Origin of the sequence: Pedobacter chinensis (assembly GCF_003339865.1) — a bacterium.
In the GTDB taxonomy this organism is placed as follows: Bacteria; Bacteroidota; Bacteroidia; order Sphingobacteriales; family Sphingobacteriaceae; genus Pedobacter; species Pedobacter chinensis.
On the sequence record NZ_QPKV01000002.1, the window covers coordinates 293,951 to 319,068 of the forward strand.

Genomic DNA, 25,118 nt, shown 5'->3' on the forward strand with positions numbered 1-25,118 from the left:
TTTAATCGGTCATACCTGGCAACTTCACTCCTCCCAGTTTTAGCTTTTTCATTAATTCTTGTTGAAATGATAATTTAGTATCTGTAAAACCATGTGCATTTACCCAAATATTCATTGCAACTTTATATCCACTATCTTCTAAAGCAGACACTCCAATTCTACGTTTGGGAGTTTTCAGGCATTCTTTAAAATCATCTACCGTTTGATTAAAAACAGACACGATCTGATCATATTCAATCCCATAACTGAATTTAATTTCAATGTCCAATCGCCTTACTCCTTCCCGACTAATATTTATAATAACCTCATTAGATAATTTACTATTTGGAATAACAACTGTTCGGTTATCAAAAGTTTTAACTATGGTATAAAATATCTGGATTGACATTACTGTACCTTCCTGGCTTTGCGCAATAATATTATCGCCTACCACAAAAGGTTTTAACAACAGAATAAGTACCCCACTGGCAAAATTCTGAAGTGTGCCTGAAAGTGCTAAACCTGCCGCCACCCCTATACCGCCAATTAAAACAGTTAGAAATGTTAGCTGAATGCCAATGATCTGCATTACGGTTAACACCAATAATATCCTTAGCGTAATAATAATCAGACTGGTAAGAAACGGGGCAAGAGATGGATTCACAGATTTCCTGGCCATGGCAGCACGAGACCATCTGCTAAATAATTTAATTAGCCACAGGCCTAGAAATAACAAGGCAAACCCTAAAAGAACCGAAGGACCTTTTTCTATAATCCAATCGTATGCTTTATCATAAAAACGATTTATATTTCCGGCATCTAAACTCATAAAATAAATTAATTTTACTAAGGCTTTTTATGTTTTACGGGAGCATCTTTCGTTACATTTACTTTTTTAGCATCTTTTGCTGATGTTACTTTTTCATCAGCTCCTTTGGCCTTTTCATCTTTCGGCGCTGTAGCTTTGCTATGTTCTGCCGATGTTTTTGAATTTTTCATAATCAATTTTTAATATTTTAATCTTCAGCAATCAACCACCTTTTTGCTTCCTCTATCTCATCGGGTTTAAAGCCTTTAGAAGATCCCGGAGTTACTACTGTAAAAACATCAGTAAACCATTCAACTCCCTTTTCATGACTTACAACTGCTATTTTTTTCCATTTTGTGAAATTTTGAAGTCCTGCTTTGGCATCCTGAACCCATGCACCTGTAGTAAAGTTTTTTACATCTGTTTCTAAAACGAGTAAATATCTTATTTCATTAAAACGATCTGCCGTGCGCTTTAAACCCGGAAGTAAAACATTCTTCAAATCATCACTGGTAACTTCGCCAGTTGCCCTAACTCCAAAAACCTGATCCGGTAATCCTGTTATTTCTGTTAACATATGTATATAGTTTTTTGATAGAACAACCTAATTACTAAAGATGTTTGTATATTAATTAAATTCTAAAAAGTTGTAAGTGTCAAAAAACTCTTATCTATTTGATAATGTTATAGAAAACAACAGTTATAAAAACAAAAAAACCAACCAATGAAAAACAATTTATTAAAACTCTCTGCTTTATTTTGTACAGTAGGGATAACTATTTCTGCTTGTACAAGCGGAGATAGAACAACAAATACAACAGATTCAGTAATGGCCGACTCATCAGTTGTAGTCGCATTAAAGCCAGCAGGCCCTGCGCCAGAATGGGGGAAAACCATTAAAACAGAGATGCAAACGGTTATTGAAAAATTAACCAGTTATGGCGATAAGCCAATAGAAACCCTTAATCCAACCGATGCCCGCAAAAATCATACACCCACTGATGCTGTAATGGATTTAGTTAAGGAAAACAACATTACCATACCGCAACCTCAGGTAGATACCACAGGAAGAGATATTGATGTAAGCGGTGGAAAAATCCATTTGAGAATATATACCCCAAAGGCAGGTAACGGACCATTTCCATTAATTGTTTATTATCATGGTGGTGGATTTGTGATTGCAAACCTGGATGTTTACAATGCATCGGCCCAGGGTTTAGCGGAGCAAGTTGGAGCAGTTGTAATATCAGTAGCGTATAGATTAGCACCGGAGCATAAATTTCCCACCGCGCATAACGATGCTTTTACGGCTTATGAGTGGGTGGTAAAAAATGCAGCAAGTTTAAAAGGAGATCCGGCTAAAATTGCCGTTGTGGGTGAAAGTGCAGGTGGAAATCTGGCAGCTAATGTTTCTATTACGGCAAGAGACAAAAAAATCATGATTCCGGTACATGAAGTTTTGGTTTATCCAATTACGCAAGCCAACATGAATACCGAATCTTATAAACTTTACGCGCAGGCAAAACCACTTAATAAAGCAATGATGGGTTGGTTTACTGAAAAGTATTTAACCACCATGATCGAGTCACAAAATCCAAAAATATCGTTGGTAAATGCAAATCTGAAAGGCTTGCCTCCTACTACAATCATTACTGCTGAAATAGATCCTTTACATGATGACGGAACCATGTTCGCCAATAAGCTTTCTGATGCAGGTGTTAAAGTGAACAGTAGAAATTATGAGGGCGTAACGCACGAATTTTTTGGAATGGCCCTTGTTGTTCCGGAAGCTAAGGCTGCGCAGGCATATGCTGCAGCACAATTAAAAGAGGCTTTCAAATAGATGAGGTTCAGTTTGGAGCCAGCATAAAACTGCTCCAAACTAAACTTATTTGGTTCCCGAAGATTCAAAATAGATTTCCAGAATCCCGATAAATTAAATTAAGCCCCTTTTTTTGACCCAAGGCTTTGCATTAATTGATCATATAAATCGTCGCTTGTGGCTTTTTGAGGTTTCATTTTCTTAACTGTAGCACGTTTTCCCTTTGCTTTCGCTTTAATTATTTTCAAAAGTTCGTTGCTGTAATCATCTTTAAATGCACTTAAATCAAATTTGGAGCTATATTGTTTAATTAATGCCAACCCAACATCCATTTCCTTTTTTGTAATCGTGATATCAGTAACTTTAGTAATTTCTGATAAACTTCTAATCTCCTGTTCAAATCTGATTTTAGTAATAACAATTACATTTTCCTTTGGATGGATCACACAAAGATTCTCTGTATTTCTTAATACAAAACGGGCAACACCTGCTTTTCCTGATTTTTCCAGCGCTTTCAATAATAAAGCATAAGCTTTTCGTCCCTGCTTTTCGGGCTCAGTATAGTATGAAGTTTCATAGTAAACAGGGTTGATTTCTTTAATATCCACGAAGTTCTCCAGCTCAATAATTTTAGTTTTCTCCGGAGATGCCTCTTCAAAATCATGTTTATCAAGTATAATGTATTTATCCTTTAAGAAATATCCTTTTACAATTTTATCAAAAGGAACTTCTTTATGGGTTTTCTCATTAACCCGCATGAAACGGATTTTTTCGTGATCTCGTTCATCAAGCATATCCAGATCAAGATGACTGGCCTGTACGCCAGAAAATAATTTTACAGGAATATTAACCAAACCAAATCCAATTGAACCTTTCCAAATCGATCTCATAGCGATGAAAATTAAAATTTTATAGTTAACAAGGGCTTAATTCATATTGTTTTGTCATAATATGCAGAAATCTATTCAAAACAAAACCATTTAGCCTTCATAATGTTATTATAAGTACATTAATTTATCGAAGTACTTATGAAAATTGCATATATTTCCACTTATCCCCCACGCGAATGCGGGTTAGCTACATTCAATCAGAATTTAGTTAACGCTTTAAGCTTAAATCCATCATATAATGCGCAAAAAAGTTTTGTAGTAGCTTTAAACGAATCAGATAATCTTGATGAACACGCGTATCCGAAAGAGGTAAAGTTTGTTATTCGCCAACAAAATCAACAGGATTATTTAGAAGCTGCAGATTTCATCAATAAAAGTGATATTGATACCTGTATTATCGAGCATGAGTTTGGAATTTTCGGTGGCGACAGTGGCGTTTTTTTACTTTCTTTTATCAATCGCCTTAAAAAGCCTTTCATTACCATTTTGCATACGGTTTTAAAAGAACCAAATTTTATGCAACAAACCATCATTAAAGAGATTGCTTTAAAATCATCAAAAATTGTGGTAATGAGTAAAAAGGCAATATTATTTTTAACCACTATTTATCAAATACCAAAATCATCTATTAAATTAATTGAGCACGGTGTTCCTGATCTCGAACCGATATTAAATAACGAGGTTTCAGAAAGTGCATTGTTTAAAAACAGGAAAGTGCTTTTTACTTTTGGGCTGATCAGCAGAAACAAAGGAATGGAAACGGTAATAAAAGCACTTCCCGCAATTGTTGCTCAACATCCTGATGTATTATATGTCATTCTTGGAAATACGCATCCTGGTGTAGTAAAGCATAACGGCGAGGAATATCGTGATAGCTTAAAAACATTAGCTAAAAATTTGGGCGTAGAAAATAACATTGCTTTTGTTAACAAATTCGTTTCGGAAGAAGAGTTGCACCAGTATTTAACTGCTTGTTATTTATACATTACACCATATCTTAATGAGGCCCAGATTACGAGTGGAACCTTATCTTACGCCATTGGTGCCGGTGCAGCGGTAGTTTCAACACCCTATTGGCATGCACAAGAATTATTGGCAGAAAACCGTGGAAAGTTGTTTGATTTTAAAAATGATGAGCAGCTTGCAACCATTGTTAATGAACTATTAAATGATGAAAGCAAGCATCAAAAATTAAAACAAAATGCTTATCAATACGGATTGAAGTTGAGATGGCCTGCAATTGGGAATGTTTATTTAAATGTTTTAAGAGAAGCAGTTACCGCTGGTAAAAAACCTGAAAGAACCATTCCACCGATTATTGATGTTGAACGCATGCCTGCATTAAATTTAAGCCATATCTCTTTGTTAACTGACGATACCGGAATTATTCAGCATGCTCGTTTTGGCATTCCGAACCTTAAAGAAGGTTACTGTATTGATGATAATGCAAGGGCTTTGATTATGGCTTTAATGGCTTATGAACAAGATAAAAATCAACAGGCATTAAAACTCATTCCTGTATATTTGAGCTTCATTCAATATATGCAACGTGAAGATGGAAACTTCAGGAATTTTTTAAGTTTTAACAGAAATTATTTAGATGAAGTCGGTTCAGAAGATTCCTTCGGAAGAACCATCTGGTCACTCGGATACCTTATTTGCGTTGCGCCAAACAACTCTTACCGGGAGTTTGGAAGAGAATTGTTTTCACATTCCATCTCACATTTTAAGGATTTAAAATATTTAAGAGGCATTGCGAATACCATTATCGGTGTTTCGTATTATTTATGTGCTCATCCTGGCGATAAACTTTTAATTAACGAAGTAAATGCCCTGGCTAAATCTTTAATTCAATCATATCATGCCAATAAAGATGGCAACTGGCACTGGTTTGAAGATATTTTGACCTATGATAACGCCATATTACCATTAGCATTGTTGCATCATCACGAGGTAACAGGAAATATGGAATCGTACAATATTGCAATGGAAAGTATTCAGTTTCTAAACAGCTTCTCATTTGAAAACGGATACTTAAATCCGGTTGGTAATGCTGGCTGGATGAAGAAACATGGTAAGAATCCAATTTATGATCAGCAAGCACTCGAAACGATGGCTATGGTTTTACTTTATGCCAAAACTTTTGAAATCACCAAAGATGAAAAGTATTTAAATCTAATGCATATTAGTTATGAATGGTTTTTAGGCAAAAACAGTCTGCATATTCCTTTGTATGATTTTGAAACTCATGGTTGCGCCGATGGATTACAATTCGGCAGTGTGAATAGAAATCAGGGAGCAGAAAGTACGTTGGCTTATTTTGTATCACATCTGGCTGTGCTAAAAGCAGCTGAAGCCGAATACCAAACATTATCTTCTCCCTTAGTGGAACAAGATAAATGTGCCTGAAATATAGCAGCCAATAAGTTCCTGGCTAAATCTTTATGATTAGGGTTGACAACTTTCTTTCTGATACATTAGAAAAAAAGTTGTCAACTCTCTGAAAAAAATATTTTGTATTAATGTGTAGTTAAGCAATAAGACTGTCAATTTCGTGGCTCCCACCCTATGTCCTTATTGCAATTCCCCCTCTTTTAGAGGGGTGCCCGCAGGGCGGGGTGTCTTTTGTCCTGGCCGGACGGGCTTTTTTCTTTTGACAGCAAAAGAAACAAAACTGTCGGCTTAAAATTTTTCTGTTAAAGTTAGTAATAAGGCCTTGACAATGCTTTCCGAAAAATTTGTCAGGCCGATTTAAGAGGAACGAAGAAACAGTACTTTGGCTTAGCTGAACGGAAATTCAATATTGAAATGAATAACGGTATTTCATAAATAACGTCAATGGCAGGCACGAAGAATCCTTTAGCTACACAGGGTATGGCGAGGTGTCTTTTGCCTGGCCAGACGGGCTTTTTTCTTTTGACAGCAAAAGAAACAAAACTGTCGGCTTAAAATTTTTCTGTTAAAGTTAGTAATAAGGCCTTGCCAATGCTTTCCGAAAATTTGTCAGGCCGATTTAAGAGGAACGAAGAAACAGTACTTTGGCTTAGCTGAGCGGAAATTCAATATTGAAATGAACAACGGAATAACGGTGTTTCATAAATAACGTCAATGGCAGGCACGAAGAATCCTTTAGCTACAGGTATTGGTTTATAATGAATTGCTTTTTGTTTTCCATTGCATTAGATTTATTCATTAATAAGTTATCTTCAATTGTATTCATGCTTGCACGCGGGTCTTCTACTATGCTCAAACTGACAGCGGTTAGGCAATAAGGGCTTCCAAATGAAGTTAGGATAAAAAAGAAGAACTTTTGGATAACCCCTATTTTGTTTATTAATCACTAACAAGATTTATTCATCATTATTTTCCAATAACTTGTTTAATAACAGTTCGAGATTAACCGTGGCAAATGAAGAACTATAATCGGATAACCCATAAGGTATGATTAATTCTCCATTGCTGATAATCGATCCGCAAGAATAAACCACGTTTGGAACATAACCTTCCCTTTCATCGTTATTTGGGATGATTAACGGTTCTTTCAGGTGTCCTATTTCCTTACTTGGATCTTCCAAATCCAATAATACTACACCAATACAATATCTTCGCATAGGCCCAACACCGTGTGTAATAACCAACCATCCTTTTTCAGTTTCAATCGGAGAACCACAGTTTCCAATCTGCACTAATTCCCAGCAATATCTTGGTTGTTTCAACAGTATTGGATTTTCCCAAACATTTACTTTATCAGAAAACATTAAGTAATTGTTCCATCCATCAATTCTGCTCATCATCACATATTTTCCATTTATTTTTCTTGGAAACAGCGCTAAATTTTTGTTTTGTGCACCATCACCATAAAGCGGAATTACTTTAAACTCATAAAAATCTGCTGTTTGTACCAGTTTAGGTATGATCAGAGACCCATCAAAAGCCGTATATGTAGCATAGTAAAGAATCTTTCCATCATCTTTTATAAACTTAACAAATCTGGCATCTTCAATTCCTTTACGTTCAAATTCAGATATGGGAAAAATTACACGATCTGAAATGTCGGTATCTTTTGAAAAGGTAATGGTATGATAGGTATCAGAAAGCCAAAGCACTTTATCATATTCGATCAATCGGGTAGGATCTTCTTTATGCAGGCTTTTGGAATCTTTGATGATGTTGCTCAAACTCGTGTATTCAAACTTTTCATCAAGCTTGGCTTCTATTTCTTCCAAAACAGATGGATCTATTTGTGCATATGCCGCTTTTTTAAAAAATAATTTCTTTACATAAATGGCATTTTTAACAATTTCTGCTTCATCTACATAGTTCCCAACAGGTAAAACCTGAATATTATTATTCTTATCAATTAGTGCTCTGCGAAACACAATTGATGAAATATGCCCTTCCCCTACGGCTCTGAAACTAATGATCACTCTTTTCTCTCCTTCAACAAGATCAGTTTGATCAGGATCATCTACAATGCTGGGATTAAAAAAAGCAGCAGACTCTATGGAGTATTCATGTGTGAAATAAGCACCAATCAGCAATCTGGTATATTGATCCAGATCTTCCATATCTGTTCCCAGGGCTAAAAATTGTTTTTTTAATTTTTTGCAATGACGGTTTAAAATCTTTGTAATGTTGCGGTGGCGTTTGGAGTACTCTTGTAATATGGGAGATATTAAAGAAAAAATTTTTTCATCAGAAAATTCTAAAACCTTTCTAATTACTTCTAATGCTCTCTCTTCTCCGTTAAAAAAAAACCGGGCTATAACTCGTTTGGTATCTGGGTTAACCTTAACAGGCTTTCGTTCTATATATAATCTCATTCTTAAGATGTTTTGGTAGCTAATTTAATCTTTCAGTCTTATAATTTGCAAGTAGTATAGTAACTAATTTACGAGTTAATTGTTTCTGTTTTTATCGTTTTGATGAGAATATTTACCTTAGCATAAACATCTGTTCAAACGAGATCATCCATGCAAAGCAAGTCGCCAGAAAATATTATTCCTGATCATGAAAAATTACGTTTACAAAAACTTTTTTACTACGAGATTTTAAATTCACCAGCAGAAAATACTTTCGATAATATTAGCAGTTTAGCCAGTGAAATTTTTGAGGTACCTCATGCCGGAATTTGTTTTATAGAAGAAGAAAATATTTTTATAAAATCCCAAATTGGTGCTGCAGTTGAAACCAAAAGAAAAAATAGCCCGGTTTCATTAGCCATTTTAGGTAATGATGTTCAGGTAATCAGTAATAAAGAGTTTAGTTCGGACAATGAAAAAATAAAATTTTTCGCGGTTGCACCCATTCAATCTCCCGATGGATTTAACATTGGAGCTATTTATGTTTTTGATACAGTTTTTAAAACACCATCAAACAATCAGATAAAAATGCTGGCCCGTTTAGCTGAAATGGTTATTGATAAACTAGAAACCAGAATTGCCATTAGAAAATCGTTAAGTGCTCAGGATGATCGGTTACATGTTCTTATTCATGATTTAAAAAACCCGATGACTACGATTTCTCTGCAATCGGAGTTAATTGGAAGAATATCAAATATTGATGAAAAAGCAGTTTTAATAGCTTCTAAAATAAATGTCCAATCTAAAAAGATTGTTGATAGCTTAAACGAGATTTTAATTTCAGCCAGAAAGGAAAGCGGCTCTTTTAAACCACAAAAAGTAAAGGTTGATTTAAAAGAAATTTTAGAAATTGTTACGAAAAACCTCGCTTTAACTGCAAATCAAAAAAAGCAATCATTTGTGATTGATATTGATAGCGCATTGGAAATTTTTGGCGATACCGATAAACTTAAAGTATTGTTTTTCCAGCTACTCCATAATGCAATTAAGTTTTCTGATGAAAGTACAGCGATTATGATTAGTCATCAAACTGAAGAAAACCTTATTACCATTGCAATAAAAGATCAGGGAGTAGGTTTGTCAGCCGAAGATTTAGAAAAATTATTCATCAAATTTGCCCGTTTAAGCGCCATACCAACACATAAAGAAAACTCGAATGGATTGGGGTTAACCATGGCTAAAATGTTTGTTGATATGCACAAGGGCAAACTTTGGGCAGAGAGCGAGGGTAAAAATAAAGGCACAACTTTTTTTGTGCAATTACCTGTTAAATAAATAGTTTTCAATTTTCACATGATCAGTTAAAGAAATCAATTAATCCAACAACTCCACTAATTCCATTTCCTCTAATAAAATCCGTTCAGGGGTTCCGGTTTTAAGGAATGACCATTTAACAAGCCGGATAAAGCCGTTTTCAATTTCAATGCCGGTAATGTCGCCATCGCTAAAACAACAGCAGCCAGTGTTAAAATAACCAGGCTTATAGGGTTTAAATTCTGGCGCCATATCTCCTTCCTTAACCCGCTGTTTTAGTTCGGCATTCAAAAAATCTATTTCCTGCTGGTTACCGGCAGTTGTAGCGCGCTTGAGTTTAACATAAATTCGTTCTAAATGCGTGAGGGAAGCAAATACAGGCTGGTGGGTATGTCCGGTAATTAGCACCGTATTTGTTTGTTCAGCTTGCCAGTTGTACATCATTCGATTATGGTCGGTTTTCAGTTGGTTATCATAGGCAGGCGTATTCGGATTTATTTGTAAATAAGCTTGTAATGGCGCCCATATTGTACTTATAAACCATTTACTGAACCAGTTTCCATCGCTCTGCAAATCTCCCTGATGGCCATGGGTAAGAAATATATCCAGTGTTTTTCCTGAAAGTTGAATTTTTAATAAGGCACCTTCATATATTGAGATTTTTTTACCGTAAATTCTATTTAAAGTAAAACCAGCTAAGGGATCATTATCCCAATACAAATCATGGTTTCCGAATATTTTGGTAAAGGAATTTTTTTCTATAAATGCTTTTTCGATATCAAAAGTGGCTTGATTATGTTTGATAACCGATTCCATTAAATTCTCCCAAAGTTCTTCGCTATCTCCAAGATTGATGTAATGAAAATTTTCATCATTGTAATGTAGCAGTGCTTTCAGGTAGTTCTGTTCTGATAAAGAAAAATCATCAGCATAATCTCTGGCACCCTTGTGCTGATCAGAAAAAATAATGAACTTATCTGCGGTAGTGATCTTAAAAACCAAACCCCGTTTGCCTGGATTTTTTAAAATCTTTTTATAAAGCGTGGTCAATGCATCATGAATACGTTTCTGGTTAGGGCGAGAGCCAAACTTATTCGATAATCCAATTATCCAATTGCCTAATAAACGTTGTAACAGTTTCCGCATCAAAAAATGTTGATCATGTATTCAATCAAACTTAACAAAATATAATAGTAAACGTTTTAAAACCCTGGCATAATTCCATATTAACGGAGCATGAATTCAATTACATTTGTTGTGTTGTAATTGCTATATTTTTTTTTGAAAATGTGTTTTTTGGTTGAAGAAAAAATTTTCTATCTTCTATTTGCAAAGTAACATTTACTTTAGATTCCTTTCAAATGATCAGAATGTTTTTATTTTCGAGAAAACTAACCAAATAAAACAAAAATGATAAACATTCAACTTCAAAATTTACTAAAACCTTTTAGTTTATCAGTATTAATCCTTTTTGGCATTTCTAAAATCAATTTTGCTCAGAACCAAACTAAAGAACTTCAACTCAATAATATTCAAAAAATTTCTCGCTTAACTGGTACGCCACTTAAAGGTGAACAGCTTCCAAGCCCAAACAATACTGCTGAACAGTACGATGTTGGTGGTACCGATCTTGGAATTTTTTGGCAAATGGAAGGTTCAAAAGTTGGAATTTTCTTTGGTGATACCCACGGAAGGGAATTTATTGCTGAAAAAGATGGTAAAGGTGGAGGTAATGGAGCAAATTGGCGATCAAACGTTTTAGCTTTTTCGAGTGATGACTACTTAGAGGATGGAATAAAAATCGATTCAATGGCTTTAGATGATCAAGGCAGTGCTCGCGAAATTTGTGCAGGTGGCAAAACCAATCCTCAAAAATATAACACCTCTATCCCCACAGCAGCCATTAGAGTTAAAAACATAGATTATGTTCATTACATGAATATTTATGATTGGGCAGGTGGAAATGGCCGATGGTTAACCAATTTTTCTTCTATATACACCTCTGCAGACAATGGAAAAACCTGGACGAGAAGAAATGAAATAACTTTTAAAGGCGACAGTAAATTTTCTCAGGTTTGTTATGCAAAAAAGGATGGCTATGTATTGATGATAGGCAGCCTGTCAGGCAGAGGCGGACCTGGTTATTTAGCTCGTATCAAGGAAAAAAACATGCTAAACCTTAATCAGTATGAATATTGGAATAGCAACTTAAAAAAATGGATTAAAGGTGATGAAAGCAAAGCGACAATTATAATACCTGGACCAATTGGTGAGGCATCGCTACTTTATCATGAAAAATATAAAAGATGGATAATTGCTTATAGCTATGATTCGGCTTACGATCCAAATGTAAAGGATAAATTTCATGCAATCGTTTATCGTGATGCAAAAAACATTAACGGAACCTGGAGTGATTTAAAAATATTGGCCAGCGAAAAAGAATTTAAAGGCTTGTATTGCCCTTATATTTATCCATTAAAAAATAAGAGTGATAAATTATATTTTACCATGTCGCAGTGGGAACCTTACAATGTTTATTTAATGACTGCCGATATTAGCACAAAATGAATTAAGCATCTTCTCCATTCCAAATATCATCATCAGCATGTTTTACTTCATCATGGCTCGATGATGATGTTTTAAATTCTTCATGATGATAATTTCTTTCCGGGTTTTCGGGTAAACCACTATCATGTTCCGGAATGGCTTTTCGCAAATGTTCAGGCTTTTTTACCTCTGGTAAATCATCGTGAATAACAGCAGGTTTTAATATTTTCTTATCGGGATTTGATTTATTTTCCATAATATCAATCGCTCAAATTTCAAGCCATACCTAATATTTTAAATAAATGAAGGCATGTTTTTTGAAATTGGTGACTATTGATTGTAGCGCATTTTTGCTTTTAACATTTAACAAGATGCGATGCGACATATAATTGTCGGCTCCAAGCGGCAAAGAAATTCAATATTGAGAAATTAAGAGCATTAAGCAAAGCGTTTAATTTCCTTAATTTCTCAATGGCAAAATAAAGGCGGCAGCCTGATTTTGCTATAAAACTAATAGTTTCCGGTAACACCGATTTCTAAACCTCTTAATTCAGCCAGGCCTCTTAATCGACCAATTGCAGAATAACCAGGATTTGTTTGTTTGGCCAAATCATCAAGCATTTGATGTCCGTGATCAGGGCGGAAAGGGATGGATTTATCACGTTTTGCATTTTCTTCAGATAGCGCTTTCATAATTTCGTACATATTAACGTCTCCGCCTAAATGATCTGCCTCATAAAAACTGCCATCTTCATCTTTGGTTACATTACGTAAATGCGCAAAATAAACACGTTCTTTAACTGTATTGAAAATCTCTAAAGCATCGTTTTTCATTCCGGCACCTAAAGATCCTGTACAAAAGCAAACTCCATTGAATGCCTGATCAACTTCACTTATGATGTATTTGAAATCTGCTAAAGTACTGGCTATTCGTGGCAAACCTAAAATAGGATAAGGTGGATCATCAGGATGAATGGTCATTTTAATGCCTTCTTCCGTGCAAACATTGGCAATTGATGAGAGAAAATATTTCAGATTCTCTTTTAAACCTTCTGTACCGATGGCTGCATATTCACTAATGCTTGCCCTTAGTGTTTCCAGCTCAATTTCTTTTTCATTCGGAATGCCCATTAAAACATTGATGCGCAAATCATCCAGTTCTTTATCATTAAGCGTTGAGTACTTTTCATTTGCCCTTTGAAGAATTGATGCTGAATAATCTGCCTCAGCATTTTCTCTTTTCAAAATATGCAGATCAAAAATTGCCAGATCGATCCAGTTGAAGTACAAAGCTTTTGAGCCGTCTGCCATTTCCAAATCGAGTTGTGTACGTGTCCAGTCTAAAACCGGCATAAAGTTGTAACAAACGATCTTGATTCCACATTTAGAAAGATTTTTTAATGAATTTCTGTAGTTTTCCAAATATTTTTCAGCATCTGCTCTGCGGGTTTTAATGGCTTCGTGCACAGGTACACTCTCTACAACCGACCAGGTTAAGCCTGCGGCTTCGATAATCTCTTTTCTTTCTTCAATATCAGCCAATGGCCAAATCTCGCCATGGGGAATGTGATGTAAAGCCGTTACAATACCAGTTGCCCCGGCTTGTTTAACATCTTGTAAGCTTACCGGGTCGTTTGGGCCGTACCAACGCCAGGTTTGTTCTAATTTTTTATATTTCGTTTCCATAAATTATACTCCAGAATACGCACAAAATCCACCATCAACTTTAATGTTTTCGCCATTTACAAATTTAGAGGCATCGCTTAATAAATAAATTAAAGCCCCAATTAATTCCTCAGGATTTCCAAATCTTTTAAATGGAGTTTTTGAAATGATGGCCTCTCCTCTTGAGGTTAAGGAGCCATCATCATTGGTTAAAAGCGCTCTGTTTTGATTGGTAATAAAAAAGCCAGGAACAATAGCATTCATTCTGATTTTATCCTGATAACGGTTGGCCAACTCAACTGCCATCCATTTCGTATAACTATCAATAGAAGCCTTGGCAAGTGAATATCCTAAAACCCTGGTAAGTGCCTGTGTAGCGGATACTGATGAAATATTCACGATACTGCCGCCATGTTTTGCAATCTCTTTGCCAAAAATTTGAGTGGGGATGATTGTTCCAAATAAATTCAAGTCGAAAGCCTGTTTTAGGGCAGAAACATTCAGATCGAAAATATCACTGGTGGGTTGAATAACAGCATCGGCCACATTGCCACCTGCAGCATTTACCAATGCATCTATACGGCCATATTCGGCAATTATCTGTGTATTTGCATCAATCAAATTTTGTTCGCTAAGTACATCAGCAATAATATAAATGGCTTTACAACCAGCATTACGTGCTTCTTCTACTCTATTTTTCGCTACATCTTCATTTCTGCCGATGACTACAATTGTTGCCTTCGCGGCACACAATCCATTAATAAAAGCCTCTCCTAAAACACCTGTTGCTCCGGTAACAACAACAACCTTGTTTTTTAAAGAAAAAAGGCTTTCGACTTCTTTTACCATTTTATTTTGTTTTTTATTTGGTTACTCTACCACTAATGTGGCTATGGAGTGAGGCAAGCTTGTTGTTGTGGCTGCATTACCCTTAATCCATAAACTATATTTTAATTTTTCGTCTGATTGATTCATGACAACGACTACCAACTTTCCATCAGCATTTAAGAAAGCTGTAGATTGCAATTTATCGCGGCTTGATGCAGCGCCTACTCTTTTTGCACCCGGGCGAATGAATTTAGAAAAATGGCCCATGTAATAATATGCATTGGTATAAATCAGTTTATCATTTTTGGTGTCGGCATGCACAGGTGCAAAACAGAAATTCCCCACATGATTTGGTCCACCGTTTTCATCTAAAAGAATGTTCCAGTCTGTCCAGGCAGCGGTTCCTGCATTAAAATCATTAATCATTGAGTAACCATAACGCTCGCCTAAAGTCCAGTCATCTAATTTTTTCACGTCATATTTTTCTTTACAACCTTCTGTAAAAATCAGAGCTTTATCAGGATAAGCTTCATGCGTTTGGCGAACATTTCCAAATTGCATATCACTTCCAGTCCATGTTTCATACCAGTGGAAACCAATGCCCCAAACATATTTTGCTGCATCTTTATCGTTTAAAATGGTGCTTGCTCTTTGAAAAATCTGATCGCGATTATGATCCCAGGCAATTAATTTTTTAGCTGCCAAACCTGACCGATGTAAAGTTGGACCTAAAAAATTCTTGATAAAATCACGTTCTTCTTCAGCCGTATAAATACATGATTCCCACTTCTGCTTAGCCATTGGTTCATTTTGAACAGATAAACCCCATACCGGAATTCCCATTGATTCATAAGTTTTAATGAACTTAACATAATGATTGGCCCAACTTTGGCGATAAGCTGGCAATAAATGGCCGCCCTGCAATAAACTATTATTATCTTTCATCCATGCTGGTGGTGACCAGGGACTTACATATAATGGCAATTTGCCTCCTGCTGCAGCAATAGCTTGTTTAATTAATGGAATTTTAAACTGCTCATCGTGCGCGACACTAAAAGTTTTTAAATCTTTATCATTATCCTGAACATAAGTATAACTTCCGCTCGAAAAATCGCAACTGGCAATATTGGTACGCGCTAAAGTATAACCTATGCCCTCTCTGCTATAATAAGCTTTCAATAATTCCTGTTGATTTTTTTTCGAAAGCTTAGCAAAAGTTTCAGCAGAGGCATCTGTTAATGCACCACCAATGCCCACTAAAGTTTGATATTTAACTGTCGGATCTACAAAAATACAAGGCTCTGTTTCAAATGGTTGTTTATTCTCTACAAAACTTAAGGTTTCAGTTTTACTGATGCGATAATCAGATTTTTCAGCAGTTGTGTAAACCGTTACTTTTTTGTTGCCAACCGCATACGTTTGAACAGTTTTTGCGACTGCTTTAACGGCTTTTTTGTTCTGTGCGGCTGCAGTAAATGCAGTTGCCAAAACCAATAGGATGCTCAGATTTTGTTTCATTATCATTATTTATTTACGTTTAACGCCTTACAAACGACGCATTTATTTTATTTCACGATCCGAATTTCCGAATAAATCATCCATTTAAGTCACAAAATCATAAATATTACATATCATTTTTTATCTCTCGTTTTTACTATTCCTCATAACGTTTTATCTCTTAGGAAAATAACTCATATCATGCGTTACCTAATTATTTTAAGCTTTTGTTAATCTGATCAAGCAGATACCCTTTCAAATCAGAATCGTATTCCCAAAACATTACTCCTCCCATTTTATTTTTATTCACATACTTGCACTTTTCCGTTACAGATACCTCATCGTCATAAGTCATGTATTCGCGGGTTACAGAATTAAAAATATAAGAAGCTTTTGCATCTTTATCATGGTATCTGGTAAATCCCTTTTGATTGATTAAACTATCTTTAATAAAGGTATAACCCTTTCCATACTTAGTACTTAGAACCGAATCACCTAAACCTTTTGTTGAGTTTGGTTTTAATGTAAACGAACGACTGTAAAAAGCAATTCCCATGACCAGCTTATGGGCCGGAACTCCGGCCGTTAGAAACTCTCTGAAGGTTTTATCAGCATAATTTTCAGCAGGGCGTATTTTCGAGTTGTAAAGATTCGTGTGATGACCGGCAAAATCTCTGTTATAAAAATCATATGTCATGAGGTTTACAAAATCAAGATATTGTTGTGCTTTATCCATTTCAGTGTGATTGATAAAGTTGGTAAAACCACCCACTGCAATAGTTAAAAGCTTTTTGGTTTGTTGTATCTTTTCTAAGCTATCGAGTTCAAGCCGAACTTCTTTTAACATTAAAGTAAAGTTCTGCTTATCTTCAGGTCTGTACACATTACCTTCTTCGCCAGGAATTGCAGGGTATTCCCAATCAATATCCACCCCATCCAGATTATATTTTTCAATGATTTTCACCGCGCTTTCGGCAAAAGCTTTCCTTGACGTATCTGAAAGTGCAGCATCAGAAAAATTTTCACTCCAGGCCCATCCGCCAATGGAAATTAAGATTTTAAGATTTGGATTTTTAAGTTTAAGCTTATTTAAATTTTGCAGATTTAAAGTATCTGTTGCCTCTTTACTTAACAAAGCACGGTTGTTTTTCACATTAACAAAAGCATAATTAATATGTGTTAATTTTTCAGCCTGAATTTTATTTATATCCACTAAGCCTCTATAACCACCCACATAACCGATCACAACTTTTGTTTTAGGCTTCCGTTCTGATCGCATGGCGTTTAGTGTAATTACACTAAACAGCGCAAGAATAAACAGCTTAATTTTCATCTGTATAAATTATTAATTGTGTTGTTTATTGTTTTAAAAGGTATTAATGAACTCACAGGCTCGGTTTGTTTTTAATTGTGAGAAGCTATTAGATTTATTTACTTCTTAAAAGCGCTTCCAAATAATAGTAATCTGCATAGTTTATAGGCACATCTATTTCAGATTTTGCAGGGCGATGGCCGGTGCTGTGTTCTAAAATAAAACCATAATTATCTCCTGTTTTACTCGTGTATTTTGTACTTAATGAATATAAGATTTTATCAGCTGCTGCTTTATATTTCTTTCCATTTTTACCATATCCGGCAAGTTCATACAAAGCAGATGCCGTGATTGCTGCCGCTGATGCATCTCTTGAAGTATTTGGGATTTGTGGATCATTATAATCCCAATATGGAATGCCATCTTCAGGAGTGATTTTATTGTTTAATATAAAACCAGCAATTCCTTCTGCCTGAGCTAAATAAGTTTTATTTTTTGTTTCACGATAACACATCGTGTAACCATATAACGCCCATGCCTGACCACGTGCCCAGGCCGATTCATTTGCATAACCCTGTGCGGTTACCTTTTGCAAAATATTTTCGGTTTTCAGCGTATCATAATCCACTACGTGATAAGAGCTGAAATCTGGTCTGAAATGATTTTTTATCGTGTTGTTTGCGTGTGAAATTGCAATTTTATAAAAAGATGAATCGCCGGTCATTTTAGTGGCTTCAAAAAGTAATTCTAAATTCATCATGTTATCGATAATGACAGGATACTGCCATTTATCGCCGTTATGATCCCAGGATTTTAAAACACCCGCAGTGGTATTAAACCTTGTTGATAAAGATTTAGCCGCCTGAATAATAACCGAACGATAAGCGGTGTCTTTAGTAAGGCGATAACCATTTCCGAACGGGCAATAAATCATGAAGCCCAAATCGTGCGTACCTTTGTTGTATTGTTCCTTTTTAATATCTTCTGAATATTTTCTGGCTAAATCAAGCCATTTTTTATCTTTTGTGTATTCATAGAAATACCAAAGCTCGGCGGGAAAAAAACCACTTGTCCAGTCTTTTGAAATAACCATTTTAAACTGTCCATTTTCTACTGTTCTTGGCGAAACCAGATTTGGCTTGATCAAACGGGCAGAATCTACATTTTTAATGAGTACATCTGTTTGTTTTGCTGCTGATGAAAATGCTTTGGCAACATCAACTTTTTGTGCCTTTACCATACTGAATGACAGTACACTTAATAACGTTATCTTAATTTTTAAATTCATATTATAACCAGATTAAAGGATTACGAATAGGTAGATTCCTGATAACCTCCTCTACCTGAGGTTTATGATCTAACTTAGCCCATGTACTATACCAATTCGCCTGATCGAATTGAACTGCCCCGAACAGCAAAAACGGTTGTGCAACGGGCCAGTTATCCCAATACATTACATCAGGCTTTAAAGTCCATTTATTTTTATCAGCGATGAATGGATAAAGATACTGAATACCTTTCTTGATTGATTTTCCATCTTCCGTTTCAAAATCCCAAAGATTATCCTTTGGAGTAGAAAGGATTTGGCAAAGCATGGTCATTGCATCTAAATTAAAAATAGAATAACCATAAGGTTTTGTTCTTGCTATTTCTAATGGGAAACTACCATCCATCCCCATTTGATTGGGCAATAAGATTGTTTTATAACTTATACGCAGGGAATCAAGCATATTATCATCTTTGCATAATTTAGCGAAAGATGCGACTTGCATGGCCCAGCAGGTAGCGTGGTTATTTTTAACTGTCTTTTCCTGAATGCCAGGTTTAGAAGTGTTCAACCATAAAATATAATCAGCGAACCATTTTTTTACGCCGCTTAAGGTTTTTTTATCAAACGCTTTAGCATTTTCCATTACCAAAGCTCCTTGTGCTACTTCCATTAAGTGAATGGTATCAATAATACCATAATTACGGCCTGTAAATCTTCCTTTTACCGCTTGTGCGAAAAGCAAATTTGGATTCATTAAGGTTTCTGCATTTATAAACCATGCTTGAAAATGTTTAACAGCTTGTTTAACATACTTTTCATCGCCTGTGATTTTATATGCTGATGCTAAGGCACCGATAACTTTGCTGAAACGAATCATTGCCTTACGATGCGCCACAAAGTTGTCAGGATTAGTTAATCCATCCCTGTTGATATATGGCCCGTCAGGATTTTGAGGATCTGGCCAAAAGTAATCAGCTTCTGAGAAAAAGTCGTGCTTTCCTCCTGCGCTTCGCGGCGATGAAGATGCCGTTACCGTTATGGGATCTTGTTTCATTGCCAAGGCTGCTTCTTCCAAAACTTGTTTTTTCAGTAATGTTTCAGCCTGCTTCCTCATATTTGCAGGATCAACATCTTTTTTGAAAGAAAATGCTGTCGCAGTTACAAATACAGTTGTAAAAAATAGTATAGGAATAATTCTTTTCATATTATAACTCCATAAAAATTGTTTTTAAACCCTCTGAAGAACCTGAGATGATGCTTTTTCCTTTGTTTAACCTGACTTTAATAATGGCTCTTCCGTTATATGCCTGTACTTTTCTGGATCCTGAAGAAGTACCTTGATTATCAATCATTTTACCATCTCCGGTTAAACCAAAATTAATCCAGTTCACAGCATCTAAACACTGAACACCTTTATTGTCAAAAAGCCTGATTTCAACCGTGGCAACATCGCCTTGCTGATCTACCTTTGTTAAAGTCATTTCAACAGGCTTTGTCCATTTTTCTATTTGATAATTGAATTTGATTTCATCGGTAGCAATTTCTTTTCCTTTTTTAGCGATCACTTTTACCGTGTTTTCGCCTTTAACAAACGGAAAATTCCAACGCAATCCTGCTGCAGGGTAATCCTGACTATTTCTTTTCTTCGAACCAAAACTTTTTCCATTCAGGAAAATTTCTGCTTCCGTAGCATTCGAATAAACCTTTACCATCTTCTCTTCTCCTTCTTCGCCCCAACGCACTGGCCAGGTATGACCGTAAATATGAGCCATTGGTTTTTCTGTCCAGTAAGATTGAAATACATAGTAGGCTTCTTTTCTGGTAAAATCTCTTTCAATTACACCTTTTTGGTTCATGTAAGGCACGGGATTATCAGGGCGAACAGGTGTTGAAAAATCTTTAAAAGGCCAATAAGCCGTTCCACTTAACCAAGGCATACTTTCTTGTTCTTTTAAATGCCAATCGATCAGGTTTGTAATATAAGATTCGCTCCAATCGCCATCTTTTGATATTCTGGCTGCACCTCCATAAAGTGAGGCATCGCCCGCTCTTTCATCAGCACTTCCACCTGTTTTAATTTTGCTTAGCGCTTTATCCGGATTTTCTGAATGACGCATGGCGTGGCTATCGCCACCCCACTCTACGTGTAAAAAGCGCTTCACTTTTGAAAATTCGTCTTCCGATGCTTTTTTGTAATCGGTATAAGCACCACGATACCAACCCGCCCAGATAGAAGGAGAATACACATCAACGATATCTGCACAAAAATCGCAACGCCTGATGGCGGTATAACGAGCAGCATCCATTTGATGGGAAAGATCATTTAATTCTTTCATAAATGCTCTGATTTTCTCTTTATCGAACGCTGGAAAATCTCCCGGCCAATCATTTTCATTTCCTAATCCCCAAATGATAATAGATGGATGATTATAATGTTGCTCAATCATGTTTGTCAGCATTCTGCGAGCTTGTTGCTTGTAAACATCGCCACCTAAACCACCACGGCACCATGGAATTTCTTCCCACACCAGAATGCCCAAACTATCACAAAGGTTTAAAACAATGCGGGATTGCTGATAATGCCCCAAGCGAATAAAGTTTACGCCCATATCTTTCATCATTTGCATTTCGGTCCGAATCATGTCTTCTGTCATTGCGGCTTCAACACCAGCATGATCTTCATGGCGATGCGTGCCACGTAACAACAAACGTTTTCCATTTAAATTGAATGGGCCTTTCTCTACAAACTCAATATGCCTGAAACCAATTTTTTCTTCTCCATTATAATTTCCCGTTGGAGAAATCACTTCATATTGCAAGCGATACTGCAATGGGTGATCAGTTGACCATAATTGGGGTTTCTTAACTTCCAGGTTCCACAATTCAATGTCAGCAGTAAGATTATTCAAGCGCTTCTCGCCTTTGGAAACCACCCTGCCTGCAGGATCAATAAGTTTAAACTGAACCCGGGCATCATTTACGCCAGCTGGATTGTAAAATCTTGCTTTAACAGATAATTTACCTAGCTTTCCCTGTGCATCAACTTCTGCTTTAGCAAACATTTTATCAACAGAAAGTGCAGGTACGTAAACTAAATTAAGATAGCGATAAATTCCTCCGTAAACATTAAAATCAGAAAGGTCGGATGGAATCATCTCCAGATCTCTGGAATTATCGGTACGGATGGAAACAGGCACTTTACCTTTAAACTGTTTTTGATAGACTTCAGTTTTTTGAAATGCTGCAACTGCATCGGTAATGTCAACTGTCCATTCATCGTAGCCGCCCACATGCGAGCCAACCTTGGTTGTATAAACATACACATCGGTTTTTTGCCCCGCACCTTCGAAATGCAAAATCGTTCTTCCTTTTTGATAAGGATTTTCAATTTTTAATTGTGTGCGATACCAGGATGGTCCCTGGTAATAATTCACATCAGGGTCAACAGCATCTTCTGCGTTTACACAATGTGGCAAATTCACGTTTTGCCATAGTGGAACAGATTCAGGATTACCTAACCCAACCGGACGAACAGCCTCCCAAATTCCACCTAAATCTTGTTTCAAAAACTCCCAATCACCGTTTAGTCGGATTGATTGTTGTGCAAAAGATAACTGACTTGTAATCAGAAAGATTGTAAAGATTATATATTTCGTTTTATTTAACATTTGATTAGTACACTTTTCTTAATTGAATTGCATTTAAAACGGCTTTGCCTTCAATGGAATTAAAATCGATAACAATCCCTTTTCCATTTTGAACTGTAATTCTTGTTTTCTTTTGTACGGCAGTTGTGTAACCAAAATCGGCGGCAAGGTTTACCTGATTCATGAAAGAAGAGCCATTTATTGAAACACTAAAAACTCTCTTTTCTTCTGCTTCTTTTTTGTGGTTATTATCTAAATTATAAGCCAATGCCTCTTTCGATTCGCCACCAACCAGTTCCGCAAAGTGTAATGCAAGTTCATATTCCCCATCCGGAACATCGAACTTAAATTGCTTAATACCAACTTGCTGTGTTTGGTAAATTGGATCATTATCCGTACCCAAAATATTTTTATCGCTACCATACATGATCCGGTTATTGGTTCCTTTGTAAGGCTCGCCACCTATCCAACCCCATGAACCGACTCTGTAAGGTTGATCAGGCATCCATAACTGATGTTCTTTTTCATCGATATAGAAACGTTTGGAACCTAAAAGCACGTTCATGTTGGTAAAAGCAATTTTCGAATCTGTAAACTTAAAAGGCTGTAGCTGGAAATTGATATCAGCCTGATCATTCTGATCACCGGAAACCACTCTCAACTGATTTAGGCCATTGATAAATGGTACATTCCAGTCTATAATGTGATCGACTGCTTCTTTAGTCCCTAAGCTTTTTCCATTTAAAAACAATTCAGCTGATTTTAAATTAGTGGCCACTTGTACAGGTTGTGTGCTTGCGAGTGCTCCCGAATCTGCAATTCCTGTCCGATCTTTCCATTGTGCAGATGTTATTTTCAAATACGGTTTTCCAGATAAATAAGCCTGATAAAGGAAGTAAGTATCTTTAGGTTGACGGCCAATGGTTAACAACCCTTTATTATTGATATGCGGCATGGTTTCCTCACGGGTTTCTGAATTGAAATCAGCCAGATTCCAGGCCATTCCGCCCGCAACAAAAGGCCTGTTCAGCATGGCATTTAAATAAACCTGATGAAATTGTAAGGCGTATTCAATACTCTTGTCGAAACGAATTGGTGCAAAAGATCTGATTCTCGGATCAGCATCTGCTCCATATTCCGTTACCATAAATGGCGTATTGGGTAGTTCTTTATGATGGCGATCTAAGAACTTAGCAAAATCTGCAGGAACGCCGGAATACCATCCGGAATACAAATTCCAGCCTACTATCATCGGGATTTTGGTTAAACCTACTTTGTTGTAAATATCCCAGGCACCATGATTAACCAATAATGTATATCGAGATGGATCTAACCTTCTCGTTAATGAATCTAACTTTTGAGCCAGTTCACGAACATGGTCAAAGTAAATTTGTTGCCGAGGCTTATCGTTTGAAAACTTCAACCTCAGTAAAATTTCATTCATATATGCCCAAATGATAATGCTCGGATGATTAAAATTTTGTTTGATCATCTCCGTTTGCATATTCAGACAGTTGTTGGTAAATGCCTCGGTTTCCGTAATGGTATTTACAACCGGAATTTCTACTGACGCCAGAATCCCTAAACGATCACAAGCTTCTAAAATTAATGGATCTTGTGGGTAATGCGCCACTCTTAAGAAGTTTCCACCCATTGCTTTAAGCCATTCTACATCTTTAATCTGCAAAGCATCGGGGGTTGCATTCCCCAGGTTTTCATAATCCTGGTGCCGGCTTGCACCAATTAATTTAACAGATTTACCATTCAGGAAAAATCCTTTATCTGCATCGAATTTAAACCAACGAAAACCGAGTGGACTGGAAACCTGATCAACAACAACCTTTGTTTTAGAATCGATAATTTTTGTAACAACGCGATACAGATACGGGTTTTCCGGCGACCATAATTCTGGTTTTTTAATCGATTTAACATTCTGACTAACAGACTTTTTTTCGCCTTTATTTAAACTAAGGGTAGCAGTTTGAGAGGCAACCTCCTCGCCTTTTGAATTAAATATTGTGGTATTGATTTGTAATTTCCTGGCTAGTGTTGAAGTGTTTTCAATGTAACTGTTGATGTTAACATCAGCTGTTTCAGCCGAAACTTGTGGAGTAGTAATAAACACCCCGGAACTTCCATTTTCATGTTGAGAAAAGTGAACTGAATTGGTTATTAATAAAGTAACATTACGGTACATTCCGCCGAAAAAGGTAAAATCGGCAGTTAATGGCGGGATATCTTCATTGAAACGATTATTGGCCCTAACCTCAATAACGTCATTAGTGTAGTTCAGGAATTGTTTTATCGGAACAATGAATTTTGCATAACTTCCGATGTGTTTACCAGCAGATTTACCATTCACTAGCACTTCAGATTCCTGAGCTATTCCATTAAATACCAGAAAAATATCTTTATCCTTTGCCGATTCATCCAGCTTTAATTTTCTTTTGTATATTCCCAAACCGCGATAATAACCCGGTGTATCATCTAAAACATCTTTGTTATTCCAGGTATGGGGAATATTAACCTGCTCAACAGAACCGTTTTCTTTTTGAAATTCCCATTGATCGTTTAAACTAATGGCTTTTCGACCAGCATCTTGCGCAAAACTATTCAAACCTGATATGGTAAAGAATAGTATAAATAAAATTGATTTCGCTTTTAACATTTGTTTCTTTTTTATTGCAAATAATTTTGCCAGTCTTTTCATCTTATCGTTATGCTGCCCTGTAAGCTA

Annotated in this window: 19 protein-coding genes; 4 read left to right on the forward strand and 15 right to left on the reverse strand. The window is 36.2% G+C overall.

The genetic code is table 11. The annotated features are described in order from the left end of the window. Position 1 precedes the first annotated feature (1 nt). Genes DU508_RS02525 through DU508_RS02530 form a run of 3 tightly spaced genes read right to left on the reverse strand, consistent with a single transcriptional unit; the run spans position 2 to position 1,364 of the window. Positions 2–808 (reverse strand): mechanosensitive ion channel family protein, encoded by an 807-nt coding sequence (locus DU508_RS02525; protein WP_115401268.1) that lies wholly within the window; start codon positions 806–808, stop codon positions 2–4. Positions 809–825: 17 nt separating this feature from the next. Continuing rightward, positions 826–978: a hypothetical protein gene (locus DU508_RS23750; protein ID WP_158542116.1), complete on the reverse strand. Its 153-nt coding sequence runs from the start codon at positions 976–978 to the stop codon at positions 826–828. 17 nt (positions 979–995) lie between these two features. Continuing rightward, positions 996–1,364 (reverse strand): SpoIIAA family protein, encoded by a 369-nt coding sequence (locus DU508_RS02530; protein WP_115401269.1) that lies wholly within the window; start codon positions 1,362–1,364, stop codon positions 996–998. 147 nt (positions 1,365–1,511) lie between these two features. On the opposite strand from DU508_RS02530, the gene DU508_RS02535 reads away from it, so the two are divergent. Beyond that, a complete protein-coding gene (locus tag DU508_RS02535) occupies positions 1,512–2,630 on the forward strand; it encodes an alpha/beta hydrolase (protein ID WP_115401270.1) in 1,119 nt (372 codons plus the stop codon). 98 nt (positions 2,631–2,728) lie between these two features. On the opposite strand, the gene ku is transcribed toward DU508_RS02535, so the two are convergent. Beyond that, entirely contained in the window at positions 2,729–3,499 is a 771-nt protein-coding gene (ku, locus tag DU508_RS02540) for a non-homologous end joining protein Ku (RefSeq protein ID WP_115401271.1), read from the reverse strand. 138 nt (positions 3,500–3,637) lie between these two features. Here ku and DU508_RS02545 point away from each other — a divergent pair, with 138 nt between their 5' ends. Continuing rightward, positions 3,638–5,908 carry a glycosyltransferase family 4 protein gene (locus DU508_RS02545; protein ID WP_115401272.1) on the forward strand — a complete coding sequence of 757 codons (2,271 nt, stop codon included), beginning with the start codon at positions 3,638–3,640 and terminating at the stop codon, positions 5,906–5,908. Positions 5,909–6,849: 941 nt separating this feature from the next. Here the strand turns inward: DU508_RS02545 and DU508_RS02550 are convergent. After that, positions 6,850–8,322, reverse strand: a complete 1,473-nt coding sequence (locus DU508_RS02550) for a glycoside hydrolase family 130 protein (protein WP_115401273.1) — start codon at positions 8,320–8,322, stop codon at positions 6,850–6,852. 150 nt (positions 8,323–8,472) lie between these two features. Between DU508_RS02550 and DU508_RS02555 the strand changes: the two genes are divergently transcribed. Next, the gene (locus DU508_RS02555) at positions 8,473–9,636 is read left to right on the forward strand and encodes a sensor histidine kinase (protein ID WP_115401274.1); all 1,164 of its coding nucleotides are present in this window, start codon (positions 8,473–8,475) and stop codon (positions 9,634–9,636) included. Between the two features lie 39 nt (positions 9,637–9,675). Here the strand turns inward: DU508_RS02555 and DU508_RS02560 are convergent, their stop codons facing one another. Continuing rightward, a complete protein-coding gene (locus DU508_RS02560; RefSeq protein WP_115401275.1) occupies positions 9,676–10,761 on the reverse strand; it encodes a metallophosphoesterase in 1,086 nt (361 codons plus the stop codon). 264 nt (positions 10,762–11,025) lie between these two features. On the opposite strand from DU508_RS02560, the gene DU508_RS02565 reads away from it, so the two are divergent. Beyond that, a complete protein-coding gene (locus DU508_RS02565) occupies positions 11,026–12,183 on the forward strand; it encodes a DUF4185 domain-containing protein (protein WP_115401276.1) in 1,158 nt (385 codons plus the stop codon). 1 nt (position 12,184) lies between these two features. Here the strand turns inward: DU508_RS02565 and DU508_RS02570 are convergent, their stop codons facing one another. The 9 genes from DU508_RS02570 to DU508_RS02610 form a co-directional block, all read right to left on the reverse strand. After that, the gene (locus tag DU508_RS02570; RefSeq protein WP_115401277.1) at positions 12,185–12,418 is read right to left on the reverse strand and encodes a hypothetical protein; all 234 of its coding nucleotides are present in this window, start codon (positions 12,416–12,418) and stop codon (positions 12,185–12,187) included. A gap of 254 nt (positions 12,419–12,672) precedes the next feature. Continuing rightward, positions 12,673–13,848 (reverse strand): mannonate dehydratase, encoded by a 1,176-nt coding sequence (gene uxuA / locus DU508_RS02575; protein WP_115401278.1) that lies wholly within the window; start codon positions 13,846–13,848, stop codon positions 12,673–12,675. 3 nt (positions 13,849–13,851) lie between these two features. Then, on the reverse strand, positions 13,852–14,676 hold the full coding sequence (locus DU508_RS02580) for an SDR family oxidoreductase (RefSeq protein WP_115401279.1): 825 nt from the start codon (positions 14,674–14,676) through the stop codon (positions 13,852–13,854). A 21-nt stretch (positions 14,677–14,697) separates the two neighbouring features. Further along, positions 14,698–16,173 (reverse strand): glycoside hydrolase family 30 protein, encoded by a 1,476-nt coding sequence (locus DU508_RS02585; RefSeq protein WP_115401280.1) that lies wholly within the window; start codon positions 16,171–16,173, stop codon positions 14,698–14,700. Between the two features lie 193 nt (positions 16,174–16,366). Further along, positions 16,367–17,485, reverse strand: a complete 1,119-nt coding sequence (locus DU508_RS02590) for a glycoside hydrolase family 18 protein (protein WP_233509382.1) — start codon at positions 17,483–17,485, stop codon at positions 16,367–16,369. Between the two features lie 94 nt (positions 17,486–17,579). Beyond that, positions 17,580–18,752, reverse strand: a complete 1,173-nt coding sequence (locus DU508_RS02595; protein ID WP_115401281.1) for a glycoside hydrolase family 88 protein — start codon at positions 18,750–18,752, stop codon at positions 17,580–17,582. A gap of 1 nt (position 18,753) precedes the next feature. Next, entirely contained in the window at positions 18,754–19,938 is a 1,185-nt protein-coding gene (locus tag DU508_RS02600; protein WP_115401282.1) for an alginate lyase family protein, read from the reverse strand. A 1-nt stretch (position 19,939) separates the two neighbouring features. Next, a complete protein-coding gene (locus DU508_RS02605) occupies positions 19,940–22,402 on the reverse strand; it encodes a glycoside hydrolase family 2 TIM barrel-domain containing protein (RefSeq protein WP_115401283.1) in 2,463 nt (820 codons plus the stop codon). 4 nt (positions 22,403–22,406) lie between these two features. Continuing rightward, positions 22,407–25,049, reverse strand: a complete 2,643-nt coding sequence (locus DU508_RS02610) for a glycoside hydrolase family 2 TIM barrel-domain containing protein (RefSeq protein ID WP_158542117.1) — start codon at positions 25,047–25,049, stop codon at positions 22,407–22,409. Positions 25,050–25,118 lie beyond the last annotated feature (69 nt).

Coding starts and splice junctions, on each gene's coding strand:
- DU508_RS02555 (WP_115401274.1), top strand. CDS start 8,473: ATGCAAAGCAAGTCGCCAGAAAATATTATTCCTGATCATGAAAAATTA.
- DU508_RS02580 (WP_115401279.1), bottom strand. CDS start 14,676: ATGGTAAAAGAAGTCGAAAGCCTTTTTTCTTTAAAAAACAAGGTTGTT.
- DU508_RS02535 (WP_115401270.1), top strand. CDS start 1,512: ATGAAAAACAATTTATTAAAACTCTCTGCTTTATTTTGTACAGTAGGG.
- DU508_RS23750 (WP_158542116.1), bottom strand. CDS start 978: ATGAAAAATTCAAAAACATCGGCAGAACATAGCAAAGCTACAGCGCCG.
- DU508_RS02570 (WP_115401277.1), bottom strand. CDS start 12,418: ATGGAAAATAAATCAAATCCCGATAAGAAAATATTAAAACCTGCTGTT.
- DU508_RS02605 (WP_115401283.1), bottom strand. CDS start 22,402: ATGTTAAATAAAACGAAATATATAATCTTTACAATCTTTCTGATTACA.
- DU508_RS02550 (WP_115401273.1), bottom strand. CDS start 8,322: ATGAGATTATATATAGAACGAAAGCCTGTTAAGGTTAACCCAGATACC.
- uxuA (WP_115401278.1), bottom strand. CDS start 13,848: ATGGAAACGAAATATAAAAAATTAGAACAAACCTGGCGTTGGTACGGC.
- DU508_RS02530 (WP_115401269.1), bottom strand. CDS start 1,364: ATGTTAACAGAAATAACAGGATTACCGGATCAGGTTTTTGGAGTTAGG.
- DU508_RS02585 (WP_115401280.1), bottom strand. CDS start 16,173: ATGAAACAAAATCTGAGCATCCTATTGGTTTTGGCAACTGCATTTACT.
- DU508_RS02590 (WP_233509382.1), bottom strand. CDS start 17,485: ATGAAAATTAAGCTGTTTATTCTTGCGCTGTTTAGTGTAATTACACTA.
- ku (WP_115401271.1), bottom strand. CDS start 3,499: ATGAGATCGATTTGGAAAGGTTCAATTGGATTTGGTTTGGTTAATATT.
- DU508_RS02545 (WP_115401272.1), top strand. CDS start 3,638: ATGAAAATTGCATATATTTCCACTTATCCCCCACGCGAATGCGGGTTA.
- DU508_RS02610 (WP_158542117.1), bottom strand. CDS start 25,049: ATGTTAAAAGCGAAATCAATTTTATTTATACTATTCTTTACCATATCA.
- DU508_RS02560 (WP_115401275.1), bottom strand. CDS start 10,761: ATGCGGAAACTGTTACAACGTTTATTAGGCAATTGGATAATTGGATTA.
- DU508_RS02565 (WP_115401276.1), top strand. CDS start 11,026: ATGATAAACATTCAACTTCAAAATTTACTAAAACCTTTTAGTTTATCA.
- DU508_RS02525 (WP_115401268.1), bottom strand. CDS start 808: ATGAGTTTAGATGCCGGAAATATAAATCGTTTTTATGATAAAGCATAC.
- DU508_RS02600 (WP_115401282.1), bottom strand. CDS start 19,938: ATGAAAAGAATTATTCCTATACTATTTTTTACAACTGTATTTGTAACT.
- DU508_RS02595 (WP_115401281.1), bottom strand. CDS start 18,752: ATGAATTTAAAAATTAAGATAACGTTATTAAGTGTACTGTCATTCAGT.